General features: G+C 39.9%; 17 protein-coding genes. 13 read left to right on the top strand and 4 right to left on the bottom strand.

What is annotated here, in order from left to right:
• Positions 1-5: 5 nt before the first annotated feature.
• From FILTAD_RS10990 to FILTAD_RS10955, 8 genes are all read left to right on the top strand, one after another.
• Positions 6-395 carry a 5-carboxymethyl-2-hydroxymuconate Delta-isomerase gene (locus tag FILTAD_RS10990; protein WP_124070810.1) on the top strand — a complete coding sequence of 130 codons (390 nt, stop codon included), beginning with the start codon at positions 6-8 and terminating at the stop codon, positions 393-395.
• A 175-nt stretch (positions 396-570) separates the two neighbouring features.
• Complete coding sequence (gene hpaB, locus FILTAD_RS10985) at positions 571-2,055, top strand: 4-hydroxyphenylacetate 3-monooxygenase, oxygenase component (RefSeq protein WP_124070809.1); 1,485 nt, start codon at positions 571-573, stop codon at positions 2,053-2,055.
• 40 nt (positions 2,056-2,095) lie between these two features.
• Positions 2,096-2,599 carry a flavin reductase family protein gene (locus FILTAD_RS10980; RefSeq protein WP_415579179.1) on the top strand — a complete coding sequence of 168 codons (504 nt, stop codon included), beginning with the start codon at positions 2,096-2,098 and terminating at the stop codon, positions 2,597-2,599.
• Positions 2,600-2,685: 86 nt separating this feature from the next.
• Entirely contained in the window at positions 2,686-3,609 is a 924-nt protein-coding gene (hpaI, locus tag FILTAD_RS10975) for a 2,4-dihydroxyhept-2-ene-1,7-dioic acid aldolase (RefSeq protein ID WP_124070808.1), read from the top strand.
• 284 nt (positions 3,610-3,893) lie between these two features.
• The gene (gene hpaE / locus FILTAD_RS10970) at positions 3,894-5,405 is read left to right on the top strand and encodes a 5-carboxymethyl-2-hydroxymuconate semialdehyde dehydrogenase (protein WP_124071205.1); all 1,512 of its coding nucleotides are present in this window, start codon (positions 3,894-3,896) and stop codon (positions 5,403-5,405) included.
• Between the two features lie 20 nt (positions 5,406-5,425).
• Positions 5,426-6,409 (top strand): 3,4-dihydroxyphenylacetate 2,3-dioxygenase, encoded by a 984-nt coding sequence (hpaD, locus tag FILTAD_RS10965; protein ID WP_124071203.1) that lies wholly within the window; start codon positions 5,426-5,428, stop codon positions 6,407-6,409.
• A 255-nt stretch (positions 6,410-6,664) separates the two neighbouring features.
• Positions 6,665-7,432, top strand: coding sequence for a SurA N-terminal domain-containing protein (locus FILTAD_RS10960; RefSeq protein WP_124070807.1), 768 nt, complete (start codon positions 6,665-6,667; stop codon positions 7,430-7,432).
• A gap of 232 nt (positions 7,433-7,664) precedes the next feature.
• Positions 7,665-9,338 carry a ribonuclease J gene (locus FILTAD_RS10955; RefSeq protein ID WP_124070806.1) on the top strand — a complete coding sequence of 558 codons (1,674 nt, stop codon included), beginning with the start codon at positions 7,665-7,667 and terminating at the stop codon, positions 9,336-9,338.
• 129 nt (positions 9,339-9,467) lie between these two features.
• On the opposite strand, the gene FILTAD_RS10950 is transcribed toward FILTAD_RS10955, so the two are convergent.
• A complete protein-coding gene (locus FILTAD_RS10950; protein WP_124070805.1) occupies positions 9,468-10,283 on the bottom strand; it encodes a S1C family serine protease in 816 nt (271 codons plus the stop codon).
• A 253-nt stretch (positions 10,284-10,536) separates the two neighbouring features.
• On the opposite strand from FILTAD_RS10950, the gene FILTAD_RS10945 reads away from it, so the two are divergent.
• The 3 genes from FILTAD_RS10945 to FILTAD_RS10935 are packed head-to-tail and all read left to right on the top strand — an operon-like array spanning position 10,537 to position 12,803.
• Positions 10,537-11,313 carry an amino acid ABC transporter substrate-binding protein gene (locus tag FILTAD_RS10945; RefSeq protein WP_124070804.1) on the top strand — a complete coding sequence of 259 codons (777 nt, stop codon included), beginning with the start codon at positions 10,537-10,539 and terminating at the stop codon, positions 11,311-11,313.
• Between the two features lie 46 nt (positions 11,314-11,359).
• On the top strand, positions 11,360-12,019 hold the full coding sequence (locus tag FILTAD_RS10940; RefSeq protein ID WP_124070803.1) for an amino acid ABC transporter permease: 660 nt from the start codon (positions 11,360-11,362) through the stop codon (positions 12,017-12,019).
• Positions 12,020-12,035: 16 nt separating this feature from the next.
• Positions 12,036-12,803 carry an amino acid ABC transporter ATP-binding protein gene (locus tag FILTAD_RS10935; protein ID WP_124070802.1) on the top strand — a complete coding sequence of 256 codons (768 nt, stop codon included), beginning with the start codon at positions 12,036-12,038 and terminating at the stop codon, positions 12,801-12,803.
• A gap of 157 nt (positions 12,804-12,960) precedes the next feature.
• Here the strand turns inward: FILTAD_RS10935 and FILTAD_RS10930 are convergent, their stop codons facing one another.
• The 3 genes from FILTAD_RS10930 to FILTAD_RS16295 form a co-directional block, all read right to left on the bottom strand.
• Entirely contained in the window at positions 12,961-13,782 is an 822-nt protein-coding gene (locus tag FILTAD_RS10930; RefSeq protein WP_124070801.1) for a squalene/phytoene synthase family protein, read from the bottom strand.
• A 378-nt stretch (positions 13,783-14,160) separates the two neighbouring features.
• Positions 14,161-15,114, bottom strand: coding sequence for a nucleoside hydrolase (locus FILTAD_RS10925; protein WP_124070800.1), 954 nt, complete (start codon positions 15,112-15,114; stop codon positions 14,161-14,163).
• Positions 15,115-15,336: 222 nt separating this feature from the next.
• Positions 15,337-15,477 (bottom strand): hypothetical protein, encoded by a 141-nt coding sequence (locus FILTAD_RS16295; RefSeq protein WP_415579178.1) that lies wholly within the window; start codon positions 15,475-15,477, stop codon positions 15,337-15,339.
• Positions 15,478-15,699: 222 nt separating this feature from the next.
• On the opposite strand from FILTAD_RS16295, the gene FILTAD_RS10915 reads away from it, so the two are divergent.
• Together FILTAD_RS10915 and glmS are read left to right on the top strand one after the other, a co-directional pair.
• The gene (locus tag FILTAD_RS10915; protein ID WP_124070799.1) at positions 15,700-16,029 is read left to right on the top strand and encodes a hypothetical protein; all 330 of its coding nucleotides are present in this window, start codon (positions 15,700-15,702) and stop codon (positions 16,027-16,029) included.
• A gap of 423 nt (positions 16,030-16,452) precedes the next feature.
• Positions 16,453-18,255, top strand: a complete 1,803-nt coding sequence (gene glmS, locus FILTAD_RS10910; RefSeq protein WP_124070798.1) for a glutamine--fructose-6-phosphate transaminase (isomerizing) — start codon at positions 16,453-16,455, stop codon at positions 18,253-18,255.
• Positions 18,256-18,400: the final 145 nt, after the last annotated feature.

Below are 18,400 nucleotides of genomic sequence, written 5' to 3'. Positions count from 1 at the left end.
TCTTTTTGCCGCATTTTATTGTTGAATACACGGATAATATTAAAGATGAAATGAACATTGTGGAATTATTTGAAAAGGTTCATGAAATACTGATTGCCCGACACACAATTTTTCCGATAGGTGGTATACGTTCAAGGGCAATCGAACTAAAGGATTATCGTATGGCTGATGGTGCAGAAAACGACGCATTCGTCCACGCAGTATTGAAAATTGGTGCAGGACGCTCGGAAGAAGTAAAAAAAGAAGTTTGTGAAGCACTTTTTGAAGTAATTAAAGACCACTTTTCAATAATCATGTCAAAGCGCTATTTAGCACTCTCTATGGAATTATACGAATTTAGTGAGTCAGGTTCGTATAAGCAAAATAATATTCATGCCCGGTTTAAAAAAGAGTAGCGAATGCCAGGACAGCTTAAACGAACGCTTATAATCATATATGATTCATCATATGATTATATATAAGGAATTTGCAACATTTCAAATGTTATAGACCTTTCTATAGGATTAGAGATTGAAAGCAATAACATTAATACAAATAGCTTTCGTTTAGCAAAAATGAGGAGGGAATGGAATGGGCGCACGAACGGGGAAAGAGTACATTGAAGGTATTAAAGCACGGAATACGGAGGTATGGATTCATGGAGAAAAAGTGGATAATGTCACAACGCATCCTGCATTTAAAAATGTAGTGGAAAGTGTCGCTGGCCTTTATGATCTGCAACACGAGAAGCCTGAGAAAATGCTCTATACATCACCGACATCCGGAAAAAAAGTGGGCCTTTCATTTATTGCACCAAAAACGAAAGAAGATTTATTCAAAAGACGTGAAATGCATACTGAATGGGCCTCCTTTTCCGGTGGAATGATGGGGCGTTCCCCTGACTATTTGAATACTAGTATTATGGCATTTGGTACAGCAAGTCAATTTTTTGCCCAAGAAGGCGGTGGTAGCGATCAATTTGCCAAAAACGCTGCAAACTACTATGAATATGCACGTGAAAATGATATCAGCTTAACGCATACATTAATTCATCCACAGGTGAACAGGTCGATGCTAACGCAAGCGGAACAAAAAGATCCCTTTCTATCTGCGCGCATTACGAAAAAGACAACCGATGGTATTACCGTGAATGGCTGTCGTCTCTTAGCGACACTCGGTGGTATTACTGATGAACTCGTTGTTTTTCCTTCAACTATTAATAGAACACCGGGAACTACGGATGATCCATTTGCGTTTGCATTTGCTATTCCGAATAACACACCCGGTTTAAAGTTCCTATCCCGTGAATCTTTCGACTATGGAAAAAGTAAATGGGATCATCCATTAGGAGCTCGCTTTGATGAAAGTGATGCAATCATTTCTTTCGAAGATGTATTTGTTCCATGGGAAAGAGTGTTTGTTAGTGAAAGTACCGATATATGCAATCGTACGTATAGTGAGACTAATGCGGTTATACATATGACGCATCAGGTCATCGCTAAAAACGTAGTGAAAACGGAGTTCATTTTAGGCGTTGTCGTCAGTATGATGGAAGCAATCGGTATTGATAAATTCATGCATGTTAAGGAAAAGGCAAGTGAAATAATGGTTATTTTGGAAGTGATGCGTTCACACCTATATAAATCGGAACACAATGCCAAGATTGATCAATATGGCAATATGACACCCGATTTTGAACCATTAAACGCAGCACGGAACTGGTTCCCTAAAATGTACCAACGAATGAATGAAATCATTAAAATCTTGGGTGCATCGGGATTAATGGCACTACCAACTGAAGCAGACTTCAGCAATACAGATGTCGGTCCATTAGTTCATCGTTATACGCAAGGGGCAAATATAAACGGCGAAGAAAAGGTACAATTATTCCGCTTAGCCTGGGATATTTCCATCAGTGCATTCGGTAATCGCCAGGCCCTTTATGAATATTACTTCTTTGGGGATCCAGTAAGAATGTCGAATGCCTATTACGATGGATTCGATAAGCAACCTTATAAAGATATGGTGACGAATTTCTTAAACCGGACAAAGAAAGAGGCAGGCATATTAACATGAAGGATAGGTAAGAACGAATCAAAAGTAGAAAGGGGAATAAATGATGCGGCTAGTAGATCATGGGATTGATGATCGCTTATTCCGAAATGCGATGGGAAGTTTTGCAACTGGCGTAACAGTTATAACAACAGAAAATGCCGAAGAGGTACATGGCATGACTGCGAATGCGTTTATGTCCGTCTCTTTAAAACCAAAACTTATCGCCATTAGCATCGGTGAAAATGCAAGAATGCATCAGCATATAAAAGAGGCCAAACAATTTGCTGTTAATATCCTTTCATCTGACCAACTAACTGAGTCGAAACAGTTTTCTGGGCAGCTTAATTTGGAATCTGAATTTACATTCCTAAACTATAAGGGATTGCCAACACTTGAGGAATCATTGGCAGTTGTAACGTGTGAATTGCACAGTGATTATGTAGTGGGCGACCATACAATTTTCATCGGTCATGTAACGGGCGTGAAGCTTCAACAAAAGGATCCATTAGTATTTAGCAAGGGGAAGTATCGTGAACTAAAGGAACTAGAGGACCTAAAGGAATAATAGAATGAACCGCATTTAGGAAAATACGTTTCGAAAACTAGATTCAATACAATAATTTTGTTAGTACTAGGAAGGAGTCGATTCGATTGGCATACGAAAAAGCTAAAAAGAAGTTGAGGGGCTCAATTTGCCCTGTCATCACCCCCTTCACAGAAGATGGTGCAATTGACGAAAAAACATTTGTGGAATTAATCAATTGGCAAATTGACAGTGGAAGTCATGGGATTTCTGTTACAGGGACGAGTGGGGAACCAAGCTCCCTAACACTAGATGAGAGAAAAAAAGTAATGGAGCTGGCAAAAGAAACAATCGGTGATCGTGTTTTTTTTGCACCAGGAACAGGCTCAACAAATCATGATGAAACAATGGAACTTACAAAGTTCGCAGAGGAACTTGGTGCGGATGCTGCAATGGTTATCGTTCCCTATTACAATAGACCGAATCAGGAAGCCCTATATCAACACTTTAAAACAGTAGCGGATTCAGTAACAACGCCAATCATAATTTACAATATCCCGGGTCGCTCCGCTGTCAATATGGAAGTTAGCACAATGAAACGTCTTGTGGAAGATTGTCCGAACATAATCGGTGTAAAAGAAGCCAATAAAGACTTTGAACATGTAAATCGAGTCCTCTTGAATTGTGGTAGGGACTTCCTGCTCTATTCAGGAATTGAGCTACTTTGTTACCCGATGCTTGCAATTGGGGGCGCTGGATTCATTAGTGCAACAGCAAATGTTGAGCCGGCAAAAGTAGCGGAACTGTACAATGCGTGGGAAGCAGGAGACGTTACAAGGGCACAAGATTTGCATTTCGAATTAATGCCCTTAAACGATGCCCTTTTCAGGGATACGAACCCAGCGCCGGTTAAAGTCGCACTCGGCATGATGGGGAAAATCACGCCGAAACTACGTTTACCTTTGGGATTGCCCTCAGCGGCCATTCAAGAAGAGGTACGCGAATCATTGATCGAACTTAATATATTAACCAAAGAAGCTATTGTAAAATAAAAAACTATATAGTATGTACTAAAGAATTGCACGTTTAACTTGGCTATTTTTTTGAAAAACTTTCGTATGTATACTATTTGAGTAGCTGCAGTTTTTTGGAGTGGAGAGCGGCGACTCCTGCGGGAACAGCGCGAGCTGAAGACCCTGGACTGAGTGTAGCGAGGGATGCGGCTGAAGCCGCGCCCGCGGAAAGCGTCCGCTCGGAACGGAAAGCAACTGCCTTTTTCTAGTGTTATAAACAACCTTTTGTTCTATATACAATATAAAGAAAATAGGTGAAGTGTATGGTATCTTCCCATGAGTTGGTGTCCTTAAAACATGAAATACAAAAGAATATATCACTTTATATTAATGGTGAATTCACTAAGGCGGTAATTGGGACGACGATAAAAAACATGAATCCATTTACAAATGAACGGATCAATGAAGTGGCTGAAGGTCAATCCGAAGATATCAATAAAGCGGTTGCAGCTGCACGGGAAGCCTTCGATCATGGACCTTGGAAAACGATGAAACTGAAAAAAAGAATGGAATATATTTACCGGATTGCAAATCTAATAGATGAAGATATAGAAAGGATCGCTTATTTAGAAGCGCTTGATACAGGGCTTCCAATTAGCCAGACAAGAAATATGGTAAGCCGTGCTTCAGAAAACTTTCGATTCTATGCCCGAATGGTAGAGAGTCGATTAGTTGGAGATGCCTATCAAGTAGATGATGAATTTATCAATTACACAATAAATGCCCCTGTAGGTGTTGCAGGATTAATAACACCATGGAATGCCCCTTTCATGTTAGAAACATGGAAACTAGCACCAGCACTTGCGACCGGAAATACGGTTGTTCTAAAGCCTGCAGAACTATCACCCCTTTCAGCAAACCTTCTTGCTGAAATCATTCATAAGGCAGATCTTCCAAAAGGTGTCTTCAATGTTGTTCACGGTTATGGTGAAACAGCTGGAGATGCTCTCGTCAAACATCCTGATGTCCAGCTTATCTCCTTCACCGGAGAAACGACTACCGGTACAACGATTATCAAAAATAGTGCGGATACATTAAAGAGTTGCTCAATGGAATTAGGTGGAAAATCACCCATTATCGTTTTTGAGGATGCTGATTTTGATCGGGCTTTGGATGCGTGTGTTTGGGGGATTTATTCCTTTAACGGAGAGCGGTGTACTGCCAATTCACGTCTGTTTATACAGGAGAGTATTCAAGCGGAATTTATTAAGGCACTTAAACAACGTGTTGAGAATATTAAACTAGGAGATCCACTGAATGCAAGCACGGAAGTGGGACCTCTTATCGATAAAGGACATTACAATAAAGTGAAGAGCTACTTGGCTATTGCGCATGAGGAAGGAGCCGAAGTCGTTAGTGGCGACATCCCCAATGAGTTTGAAAAAGGGAATTTTGTCGCACCGACGCTGATTCTAAATGCTTCCAATAACATGCGTATTGCACAGGAAGAAATCTTTGGTCCGGTGTTAACGGTGATGACATTCAAAGATGAAGATGAAGTGATTAAGTTGGCAAATGATGTGGATTACGGACTTGCCGGTTATGTATGGACGAATGACATTAAACGTGGTCACCGCGTTGCACATAAGGTTGAAGCGGGAATGCTATGGGTGAATGCGCAAAATGTCCGTGACTTGCGAACGCCTTTTGGTGGCTCCAAGTCTTCTGGAATCGGGCGTGAGGGCGGACATTACGGTTTCGATTTCTATACGGAACAGAAAATCATTCATGTTTCAATTGCTGATCATCGAATTCAGCAGTTCGGAAAAAACTAGGGGAAAGTATGGTGAACCGGGTGGATTTTTCAATCATACGAATTGCAAGAACCGTTCTACATGTAGTGGATTTGCAGGTGTCCCGTGAGTTCTATGTTGATGGGTTAGGCATGATTGAAACAGAAAGCGATGAAAACCATATATACTTAAGAGGTTTGGAAGAACATTCACATCATAGTTTATTATTGAAAAAAGCGGATAACGCCGTAGTTGAGGTGCTTAGCTATAAAGTGGAAAAAGAAGAGGACCTTGATGAGATTGAAAAACTTTTTACATCACTTGGCCTGCAAACGAAATGGATGGCTAAAGGGCAACAACATGCCATTGGTAGAACACTTAGAGCACATGATATCTCGGGAATCCCACTAGAGTTTTTTGCGGAAATGACTACTGTCGATCGGATGTTGCAACGATATGATCATTATCGTGGCGCGAAAATTCAACGGATTGACCACGTAAACTGTTCGGTGCCCAATGTGCAAAAGGCATATGACTTCTATGTGGATTATCTAGGCTTCTCGTGTTCAGAGTACACGGATACGGAAGATGGCGACCTATGGGCGGCTTGGCTTTATCGAAAACCGACCGTTCATGACCAAGCGTTTATGAATGGACCGGGTCCAAACCTACACCATTTTGCATACTCATTAACAGATCGATTGAGCGTACTAGATTGTTGTGACATTCTTGCCAGTATGGGGTATGCAGAGTCAATTGAAAGAGGACCTGGTCGTCATGGGTTATCCAATGCATTCTTTCTCTATTTAAGGGATCCTGATGGTCACCGTATTGAACTTTATACGGGCGATTATTTAACAAGCGATCCTGACTTGAAGCCGAAACGCTGGGATTTAAATGACCCGCTTCGTCAAACATTCTGGGGACACGAAGCGCCAGATCGCTGGTTCAATGAAACAAGTACTTTCATTGATATTGAAACAAATGAAGAAATCGGAATTTGTAATCCGATATTGGAACAAAGAAAACCGGAAATTTTGGCTTGAAACTAAATAAGAGAAATAAAAAAGACACCTGTAAAAAATGTGATTTTCACATTTTCGCAGGTGTCTTTTTTAACTCCTTATTCTTAGGTTTCACATAACGGTAAAAATACGGTTCTTGATTTAAATAGATAGGTTACGGAAAATCACAATTTTTTGTTCTGAAGGGCTAAGTGTTTAAATTTCAACAAAATTCCGTTATGATTCAATCTAGGGTTAAGAAATTAATGGGCAAGATTCGAAAGGGGCTTACAGTACATGAATTGGAAAAAGATTATGCTTCCTTTTATCGCGGCTGCGCTAGTGGTAAGTTTAGCTGCTTGTAGTGAAGAGGATAAAGCGGAAAAAGACGGAACACCCAAAAGTGAAACGAAACAAGAAGGTACTAAGTCAGAAAAAGCTACTGCAGAAGAAATGCAGGCAAAACTAGCTAAACAGCAAATAGACAAAAGTAAGATTGTGGCCGTTGTAAATGATGAAGAACTAAATGGCGAGAAATATAACGAAGTATTGACGTCAATTCAAGTCCAAATGCAAAAAATGGGACAAGACCCATCAACCAAAGAATCAGCCGAACAAGTAAAAACACAAGCCCTAGATACGCTTATTAGCCAAACACTAATTTTTCAAAAAGCAAAAGAGGCAAATATAAAAGCATCTAAAACTGAAGTCGATGAACAATATTCAACATTTGAAGAGCAATTTGGCGGCGAAAAAGAATTGAAAAAAGCGCTAGAAATCCAAAACATGGATGTTAAGGTATTGAAAGAACAAATTGCTGATTCCATCATATTTGACAAGTACCAAGACAAGGTAGCTCCAGCTAATAAAGTTTCGGATAAAGAAATTCAGGATTACTACGATCAGGTTGCAGCCCAATCAAAAGAAGCCGGACAAGAACTTCCGCCACTTAAAGAGGTAAGTAAGGAAATCCAAGAAATTCTTAAACAGCAACAACAGCAAAAATTACTTGCAACACATGTTGAAGAATTGAAAGCAAATGCTGAAATTGAGTTGAAAATATAAATGAATAATACAAAAACAGGATAAACATTTCTTCATATTTGTAAGGAAACTAAGATTCATCAGTAAACGGCTGATGGATCTTTTGTTGTAAAAAAAGAGCGATTTTCCCATTTCCGAAAAACAGTAAGCAAATAATTCTTGGAAATAGTGCGAGCGATAATGAGTCCAAACATAAAGAAGTTCTTTTTGGGCATACTTTGTTTACTATAATAAATGTGGGAGGATTTTAAAGTTGAATACTGCTGAAAACACATTATCGATATTCGCATTAGGCGGCATTAATGAAATCGGAAAAAATATGTACGTTATAAAATATGCAGATGATATCGTCGTCATAGATTGCGGCTCAAAGTTTCCGGATGAAAGTTTGTTAGGAATTGACTTGATTATTCAGGATATTTCATACCTACGGGAGAACCAGGATAAAATCCGGGCTTTAGTCGTTACCCATGGGCATGAAGATCATATCGGAGGTATTCCGTATTTACTAAAACAAATAAATGTACCGATTTATGCATCACGATTAACGCTGGGTCTGATTGAGCTACGGTTAAAAGAACATGGCCTTCTTAGGCAAACTGAACTGAATTTGATAAATGCTGATTCGAAATTGGATTTAGGAACGGTTAGTTTATCCTTTTTTCAAACAAACCATAGTATTCCCGATTGTCTCGGTGTTGTATTTGATACACCCGAGGGCCCGGTAGTACATACAGGTGATTTCAAATTTGACTTGACGCCTGTGAATAATGAAAATGCAGATATTCATAAAATGGCTGAAATCGGTAAAAACGGTGTATTAGTTCTACTATCGGAAAGTACAAATGCGGAACGTCCTGGTTTCAATCCCTCTGAAAGTCTTGTCGGTGGTCATATAGAGGAAGCGTTTCGTAAAGCGTCACGAAAGATATTTATCTCCACTTTTGCTTCCAACGTTCATCGTGTGCAGCAAATAGTAGATGCAGCACAGAAAACGAACCGGAAACTTGCATTGCTCGGTAGGAGCATGGTGAATGTAGTAACAGTTGCATCAGAACTGGGTTATTTAACAATCCCTGAAGGTATGCTAATTGAGGCAAGCGAAATCAGACAAATGGACTCTCAAAGGGTGGCAATCCTCTGTACGGGAAGTCAGGGGGAGCCTATGGCCGCACTGTCCCGTTTGTCCAGTTCAAATTTCCGCCAAGTGGAGATTCAACCGAAAGATACAGTTATTTTTGCCTCAGGTCCGATTCCGGGTAATGAAAAGAGTATTTCCCGTATTATTGATAATTTGTATTTATTGGGAGCCAACGTTATCTACGGATCGGGAAGTGCGACCGGTATGCACGTGTCAGGGCACGCCTGTCAGGAAGAATTAAAATTAATGATTACATTAATGAAACCGAAATACTTCATTCCCATCCATGGCGAATATAGAATGCTCCATCATCACAGCTTATTAGCGGAATCCGTTGGAGTGGAGAAAGAAAATATTTTCATTATAAACAACGGAGATGTTGTTGACGTTAGCGATCAACATGCCAGTCAAACACGTGAAGTAAGATCAGGGGACATCTTCGTAGATGGTATGGGCATAGGAGATGTTGGAAACATTGTGTTGCGAGATCGAAAACTGTTGGCCGAGGAAGGTATGCTAGTCATCGTTTTGACTATAGGTAAAACGGACGGTCAGCTTGTTTCTAATCCAGATACAATTTCTCGTGGATTCGTGTATAGTCGTGATTCGGAAAAACTGTTGAATGAAGTTAATGAGTTAGTCGCGAAGACCATTGGCAAATCGGAAGGCCCAAATGGGAACCGACGAAATAGTTTGAGGCAGACCGTGAAAAAATCGGTCGAAACATTTTTGTTTACCCAAACCAAGAGAAGGCCGATGATTCTTCCTATTATTATTGAAATTTAGTCAATGGTTCGGCATTTGCAGATGACAGTGGGTATAACAAAGAAATTATAAAAAAAAGTACGAGGTTCTAAACGACTCTAGGTTGTTTAGAACCTCGTTTATTTTCTGAGTAGTTTTTTTGGTTGCAGCTCATATCGGATTTTTCAAAGCCTCATAATACAAATGAATCGGTATTAGCAGACCGACATTCCCATACACTTCGTGATCCAGGGTAGCAAACACCACTCCTATTACCATTCCATCTTCGTTAAATACAGGACTACCGCTATTCCCCCGATAGACAGGCGCCTTCATCATAACGACTTCTTCTTCCCAATCGCTTAATTTAATCGTATCGATGATTGTTCCCTCGTTCGCAATACCATGGAAGTTCAATGGGTTGCCGATGAAATGAATGGGTTCGTCTTTAACAAACGGTACATGCTTCGCTAAATCTAAATAGGGTAAATTGGTGCCATTTATTTTTAGAACTGCGAGATCAATGGATGGAAAGGTACGTACGACTTTTGCCGTGAAACGTCCGGCATCTGGAAAAGCTACTGTAACTCGTGTATGGCCCTCAATAACGTGATAATTGGTGAGTAGCGTTCCATCATTTGACACTGAAAAGCCAGTGCCTTTGCTGTCACCGGTTGTAATCGTCACCACTGACTTTTTATATAGCTGTATGTCTTTATCGGCCGATAGTTTAGCAGAGGTTTTTAAAAATTCAATGGCTGGGATGGGATAGATTTGAAGTGAAAAGGAAAATGTGTTGAAAATCATAAAAATAGAGATTAGCCAGAAAATCCATTTGGGAAAACGGGGCTTTGATTTCTGGTTGGGTTTTTCTTTTGCAGCATCAGAAAGTGCTTCTCGTTGAGCCTCTAAAACAAGCTCAATCAATTCCTCTTCATCTAGCTCTTCATCTGCTGGACTCGGATTGCTTTCCTTCCAGCCATCCATATGTTTTACCCCCCAACGCATTACCTAATGAGTACGTATATATACATTTAGTATAGCCGATTTTGATAGAAGAGGGTTAATGGGTTGTGTAAATTGAAACAACACATAGCGTTTCTTTTATGATAGTGAAATTAATGTATTCTGATTTTAAAAATAGGGCTTTTATTTTTCTTTCATTCATGGTATCTTATAATACATTAGCACGGTGAAGTACTGAAGTGAGATACCAAAATCGAGAGGGGATTAAATCAATATGAAACGTTTATCAACTATTGTTCTATCGTCCATTGCAGTATTTGCACTTTTAACTGGATGCTACAGTTCCAAAGTAAGTGAAGACGAGAATACGCTCGTCATTGGTGTTGATGATAAATTTGCGCCGCTTGGATTTAGGGATGAAAAGAACGAACTTACTGGATTTGATATTGACTACGCGACTGCGACTGCAGAAAAAATGGGTCGTACAGTTACATTTCAACCAATAGATTGGAAGACAAAAGAAACTGAACTTAGTAGTGGTCGCATCGATTTAATATGGAATGGTTATACAATCACAGAAGACCGTAAGAAGAAAGTTCTTTTTACAAAACCGTATCTTAGCAATGCGCAGGTCATCGCTACACTAGCAGAGTCAGACATTAAAAAGCTTGATGATTTAGATGGAAAGATAGTAGGTCTACAAGCACTTTCATCTGCATCAGATGCACTTAGTGCGAATCCGATAGAAAAGAAGGTCAAGACTGTTTCGGAGTACGCGGATAACGTTCTAGCATTAACTGATTTGAAAATTGGGCGTGTGGATGCAGTTGTCATTGACGAAGTTGTTATTGATTATTATATGTCGCAAGAAAAGGGTACTTATAAAGTTATTGATGAAGAATTAGCGCCTGAAGAATATGGTGTTGGTGTGAAAAAAGGAAACGAGGAACTTCTAAAGGAGCTTCAAAAAGCACTTGACGAGTTAAGTGCAGATGGGACTGCTGCCCAAATATCAAAAAAATGGTTTAACGAAGATAAAATTCTTAAATAAGTGTGCTCATAGTATTACCGTGTTGCATGTTGGGGGGGAATAAGCTATGTCAATTGAAAATGTTGCTAACATCATAAAGCCCATGCTGGAAGGGGCTCAAGTAACTGTCCTTTTATTTTTAATAGCCATTGTGGCAGCAATTCCATTAGGCTTTTTACTGACTCTCGCTATCAGGAGTAAACTGAAGGTTATTGCGTGGTTCGGTCATGCTTATATCTATTTAATGCGCGGTACACCGCTGTTATTGCAGCTCCTTTTTATCGTTTTCGGATTACCATTACTTCCGATTATCGGCGAATATATGGTGCTCGATCGTTTTACCGCCGCATGCTTAGGCTTTATTTTGAATTACGCAGCTTACTTTGCAGAAATTTTCCGTGGCGGATTGCTTGCGATTGACAAGGGGCAGTATGAAGCATCACAAGTACTGGGTTTGAATAAATGGCAGACAACAACGCGGGTCATTCTACCCCAAATGTTCCGTATTGCACTGCCTGCCATTGCAAATGAATCGGTAACATTAGTAAAAGATACCGCATTGCTCTACGCTGTTGCTGTACCAGAGTTATTGCACTTTGCTCAAACAGCTGTTAACCGTGATTTCACAATCATGCCATTCGTTATCGCAGGAATTATCTATTTGCTTATTACAATGACTCTAACACTATTCTTTAAATGGCTCGAACGTCGTTTTACATTTGACTGATAAGGAGAGAAGAGATATGGCCATCCTAGAAATCACAGATTTAAAAAAATCATTTGGACCGCTAGAGGTACTGAAAAATATAACATTTGACGTAACAAAAAATGATGTAGTTGCCGTAATCGGTCCTTCTGGATCAGGGAAAAGTACAATGCTTCGTAGCCTAGTACATCTTGAAACGATAGACGGCGGCAGTATCCGTGTCGCTGATCGCTATCTCGTCAAAAATGGTGCGTATGCAAAACCGAAAGAACTCAGTAGTATTACAGCAAGGATGGGAATGGTATTTCAGCAATTCGATCTTTTTCCACATCTTACAGTCATTGAAAACCTAGAGCTTGCACCACGCCTAACGAAAAGAGAACCATTGGATGCGATAAAACGGCGTAGTTCTGAACTATTGGCCAAAGTTGGGTTATCCGACAAATCAAATGCATACCCAAACAAGCTATCAGGCGGACAGAAACAGCGTGTTGCCATTGCACGGGCGCTAATGATGAACCCCGATGTCCTTTTATTCGATGAACCGACATCTGCTTTGGATCCGGAACTTACTGGTGAAGTGTTGGAGGTTATGAAAAGTCTAGCTGAAGAACATATGACAATGATTGTAGTCACGCATGAGATGGAGTTCGCAAAAGAGGTGGCAAATCAGGTTATTTTCATGGATAATGGTCACATCATTGAAACGGGTCATCCTGATCAGCTGTTCGGGAATCCACAATTTGATCGTACGAAAGCATTTTTGAATCGAAGCAATTCAAAAAAAATCAAAAGAAAGCCATAGAAACGAAAAACTGATTTTATTTACTCTTAGAAGTCTTAACTTCTATGGTGCTGAAACTGAAGCGGCTGCTGTTGTGAGGTTGAACGCACGGATCATAGAGCCAATCCGAATAGCGGTAAGAAAAAAAGGCAAACTCGACTAAACGAGTTTGCCTTTTTCAGCTTTCAGTTTGAACTTCTACTACTGTTGCTTCTACTTCAGTCCTAGTCATTTTTTCTTTACCACTCTTTAGGGCATTCAATGTTTTATATGCAAGTGCAAGTGGAATCTTGCAAAATAACAATATTTTTTTATGATGAATACTTTTTATATATTCATCAGCTTTTGCTAAATTTTCTTCCGCATAATTGAACATATCATCTCTTGTCCATTCATTAGGGAAGAATTGGACACCCCGTACGCTATCCTCATCTTTATTTCGCAAAATATTAACCGCTTGTAGTCCACGGCCGTAACCAATGGCAAGTTCTCGATTTGTTTCAATACCCGCATTCTCTTTCCATAAATCGGAAAGCATGACACCAACTAGCCCCGCTACGTAGTATGTATAGTCATCCAAATCTTCTTTTGTTACTACTTGGAAGTTCTTACCGACCCATTTTGCCATTCCTTCTGCCATTTCACTGGTGGATTCTTTTACTAATTCAAGTGAACCCCTTGGACAAAAGTCTAGCCAGTCCCCAAGTCGTATAGAAACCGTAGCTAAAGAAGCGTGATACGGTTCTAAAAGTCCAGCATATGCTTCTTTGTCAAATTCACCTTTCAACATCTTGCTTGTTTCATGGAGTAAGCGCTGCTTAACTTTCACATCCAATGTTTCATGATCTTCAATTTCATCAATAGCACGCATGCATAAGTAAGCAGATGCAACCGCCTTTTTCATGGTTGACTCTAAGAAAGTAATTGGAATATAAAAGGTTCTGCTTGTTTTTTTTAGCATGTCCATTGCTTCTTTGTATAATAGTTTATCAGGCATCATAATTACATCTCCAGTTCTGTCAGAAACGTTTCTTCTATTTTATATAATTTCCGCTTGGAATGATAGTGAAAGCATCTCAATTGGTCAGGTATTTTGTCGGAATAATGAATTGCACTGGAATATTATCAGGCGGAATGGAAAATCGCATTCTATCCGCTACGGCGCTCGGGGGATGCCTCCCGCCACAAGCCAGACAGCTTCGCCGTCAGTCTTGTGGCTTCGGCTACCCCTTTTAAGGCGCCTACGCTGGTTCCACCAAAGTAGGACATGAACAAAGAAATAACTAGTTTCCACTGTGGGTGTCTTTTTTAATGGGATTTTTGGTGAACAATAGACTAGGGAGATTACAACTTCTTGTATCCATTGTGTTGATAAAAACTATCCATTTTTATAGTGTTCGCCTATCATGACAGATATAAAGTTATGGAAAAAGCGCTCATAATTCATGTCAAAAGCGATGCGGTGTTTTTTTTGTTTTTTATTAACTTGGATATAGGGTCTTATATCGGCAATACTTTGTCCCCTCGTAATCCCTTCTAACTGTTGGCTGATTTTAACGGGGTAGGACTTATATGTGAATATTTCGGGGTGTATTGGAGCCAATAGAGTAAGTGCATCATGTACTGGGCCTCCTTGGATAGCGGAATCCCGTTCTTTATAAAAGTTATAATAATAATCCATTAAAGGTTTCAAGATTTTAGTCTTGCCATAGTAGTCTATATAGTCGACCATTTCAGGTGTGACAATTGCTTTTTGTGTTGCGTTTAAAGGGATTATTGTAACATTATGAGCATAGGAAAGCACGATTTTTACAGCAACGGGATCGGCATGAAAGTTTGCTTCTGCAACAGCGGTAACATTTCCGGGAACCCAAAAAGCGCCCCCCATAATATAGAATTCCTTCACAGTCTTCATTAAATCCTTATAAAGAATAAACATCGTGGCAAGGGAAGTCAGTCGACCCACATTTACGATGATCAATTCATCTTTATACTTTTTAATTATTTCCACGATCTGAAAGAAATTTTCTATAACCAATTCATGATCATTGGGTACGATTGGGCCAAGACCGTGAATACCATGAATTTCCGGGTAGTACGTTGGTTGCTCCGCCGTCAAAGGCACCTCTGCCCCCCATATGATGGGGATTTCTTTGGGAAAGTCAAACGTTTCAAATAAATAATGAATATTATCGATTGCATCTTCCCTAGAAACATTCCCATAGTCTGCAACAACACCAACAATATCAATTTCATTATTCAGGTGGGCGTAAATTAAGGCTACTGTATCATCGATTCCTATATCCCCGAATAAAAGCACTTTCTTTGTCAAAAGAATCACTCCTCTGGAAATAGATTAAAATGCTGTCTGGATTAAAATTCCCTGCGATTCCTTTGCGTAACGCAGAAATACAAATGAGTACCACTATAATATACATTCTACTAATATGTGGATTACAAGTTTTCATATAATATGGTGAAAGTGCCCTTTACGCCACAGTAGAGCTAATCCACACATTGAAAATATACAGGCACTTACTTTTAAAGGATTCAACTAGTTCGTTTGAAGTAGTAGTAATAATTCCCGCAATATTTTGCAGGCGACTGCTGTAGAGACACCGCTTTGGTCATAAATAGGGGATAACTCATTAACGTCACCAACCCCTACAATGTTGGGCTCACTAAGATCTAGCATGGCCTACAGCAGTTCATGGAAGACAGGACACGCAGTGTATGTTCTTCTGTATACCAAACGTTCATTGTCAGCACTCCTTTACGACTTTAAACATTTCGATTGCGTACATTCAAAAAGCAAGAACTACTTTTTCAACTGTTGGGATCAAAACAGCAAAATACGGTTATTTTGCGCATCTTTTAGGGAACAGATGGATAGGGCATGAATTGAGGAGGAATTCAGTTGAAACAAGCTGCATCTATAATAGAGCTTCAAGAGTTTGCACAGTCAGTCTATTCTGAGGACAATACCGGTATTGTATTTGTGAATCAGGCAAATCAAGTCCCTGAAGAAACACTACTATCTGACGAGGATACAGTTGGAACAAATAAACTTCAAGTGTTGACGATACTAGTGGAAACTGAACAAGGTTCAATCTATTATAAGTATCCGTTCTACGGGGCCTCCGAATTAGAAGAGCTAACACTTCAATTGGAGGATTTGTATCAGCTTTATCCAAAAAAAGTGATTGACGCTGGGAATATTGCAACCCTTATTGAATCAGGAAAGTAGTGAATTGCTGAATACTTATGGGAAGGACTGGTAAACAATCCGGTCCTTTTAAATTGTCCACCATCATTTATACATTGACAAAAAAACTACAGATTCTGTATGATAACAAGGTTGGCTACTAGTCACCGTGTAATAAGGAGGAAAAATCGCACGTAAAAAAACGGAAAACAATTAAAGCGCCAGTACTGAAGAAATTGACGTCGTTCATCTTCAGTAGACGAGGTGGAGGAGTATCGAATTTTCGGCGGATGCCTCCCGATCGACATTGCCCGATTGTATTTTTTGCTTGTAAAACGTTTAAGTGATTGAACGGACAAAGAAGCAAAAAGGCGAAATTCAACAAGCATTCTAAACGAGCACTTCACAAGTATTGGTGAAGTGCGGTTAAGTGTTGCTTATTTTGCAAACAACGGAGGAAAAAATATGTGTGGAATTGTAGGATATATCGGGGAAAATGATTCAAAAGAGATTCTTTTAAAAGGATTGGAAAGGCTGGAATACCGCGGCTATGATTCAGCAGGAATTGCACTTCATACAGATGAAGGCGTTACTGTTTTGAAAGAAAAAGGACGAATTGCTGATCTTCGAAAAGTCGTCGATTCATCTCTACTATCGAAGGCAGGAATAGGTCATACACGTTGGGCAACTCATGGCATACCAGATCAAAAAAATGCACATCCACATCAAAGTACATCCGGTCGTTTTTCGCTTGTACACAATGGTGTCATCGAGAATTATCATCACTTACAACGAGATTATTTACAGAACGTTTCAATGAAATCCGACACGGATACAGAAGTCATTGTCCAACTTGTTGAGAAATTTGTAGAAGATGGATTGACTACTGAAATGGCTTTCAGCCATACGCTGTCATTACTTCATGGCTCATATGCGATTGCAATGTTGGATGCAGAGGAAGCAGACATTATTTTCGTAGCGAAAAATAAAAGTCCGTTACTACTAGGTGTTGGTGAAAACTTTAATGTGGTTGTTTCCGATGCGATGGCAATGCTACAGGTAACAAACCAATTCGTGGAATTGCATGATAAAGAAATGGTACTTGTTCGGAAAGAAGCAGTTACCATTAAAACATTGGATGGTACGCAGATTGAACGCGCGCCCTATACAGCTGAGCTCGATATGAGCGATATTGAAAAAGGGATGTATCCGCATTATATGTTGAAGGAAATTGAGGAACAGCCAAATGTCGTTCGCAAAATTCTTCAAGCATATGAAAATGAGAAAGGTGAACTAGCGATAGACGCAGAAATTTTACAAGCCGTCAATTATGCAGATCGTCTTTATATTATCGCGGCAGGCACAAGCTATCACGCAGGTCTTGTCGGCAAATACTATTTCGAGAAAATCACTGGAATTCCAGTCGAAGTGCATATTTCAAGTGAATTTGGGTACAACATGCCATTACTTTCAAAAAAACCGTTATTTTTATTCATCACGCAGTCCGGTGAGACCGCGGATAGCCGACAGGTTTTAGTGAAAACAAAGGCATTGGGCTATCCGACTATAACAGTTACTAACGTTGCAGGATCTACACTTTCCCGTGAAGCAGATTACACATTACTTTTACATGCTGGCCCAGAAATAGCTGTAGCGTCAACGAAAGCATACACTGCGCAAGTTGCTGTTCTTGCACTATTCGCATACGTTGCAGCAAAAGACAGTGGGAAAACAGTTGATTTTGATTTGAAGAAAGAGCTTGGAATCGTTGCAAATGCAATTCAAACGCTAGTGGATTCGAAAGAAGAAATGGAGAAAATTGCGCATGAATTCCTGGAAGTTTCACGAAACGCATTCTACATCGGGCGCAATCTTGATTTCTACGTTAGCTTGGAAGGGGCATTAAAGCTCAAGGAAATCTCATATATTCAAGCAGAAGGTTTCGCAGGCGGGGAATTAAAACACGGTACCATTGCTTTAATAGAAGAAGGGACACCTGTCTTCTCGCTTGTTACGCAAAAAGCGGTGAGCTTAAACATCCGTGGAAACGTAAAAGAAGTTGTTGCACGAGGAGCCAACCCTTGCATACTTTCAATGGAAGGAATGGAAGAAGAGGGCGATCGATACGTGTTACCAAAAGTGCATCCATACCTAACACCACTTGTAGCCATCATCCCTTTACAATTGATAAGCTACTATGCAGCGCTTCAGCGAGATTGCGACGTCGACAAACCAAGGAATCTCGCGAAATCTGTTACAGTGGAATAAACTGTGGCTTAAAAATTTAGATGCGATGTTTAAAACAAAGTCAAGATGTTTATAAGAATGTTGCAACGTCTTACCCCTTTAGATGTAATTTGTCTAAAGGGGTTTTTTATGGTAAAAGTAATATAGGGTAATACCGCAATCGGGC

This window comes from Filibacter tadaridae (assembly GCF_900609045.1).
Taxonomy (GTDB): Bacteria; Bacillota; Bacilli; order Bacillales_A; family Planococcaceae; genus Sporosarcina; species Sporosarcina tadaridae.
This window is presented reverse-complemented; position numbering and strand designations above follow the sequence as displayed.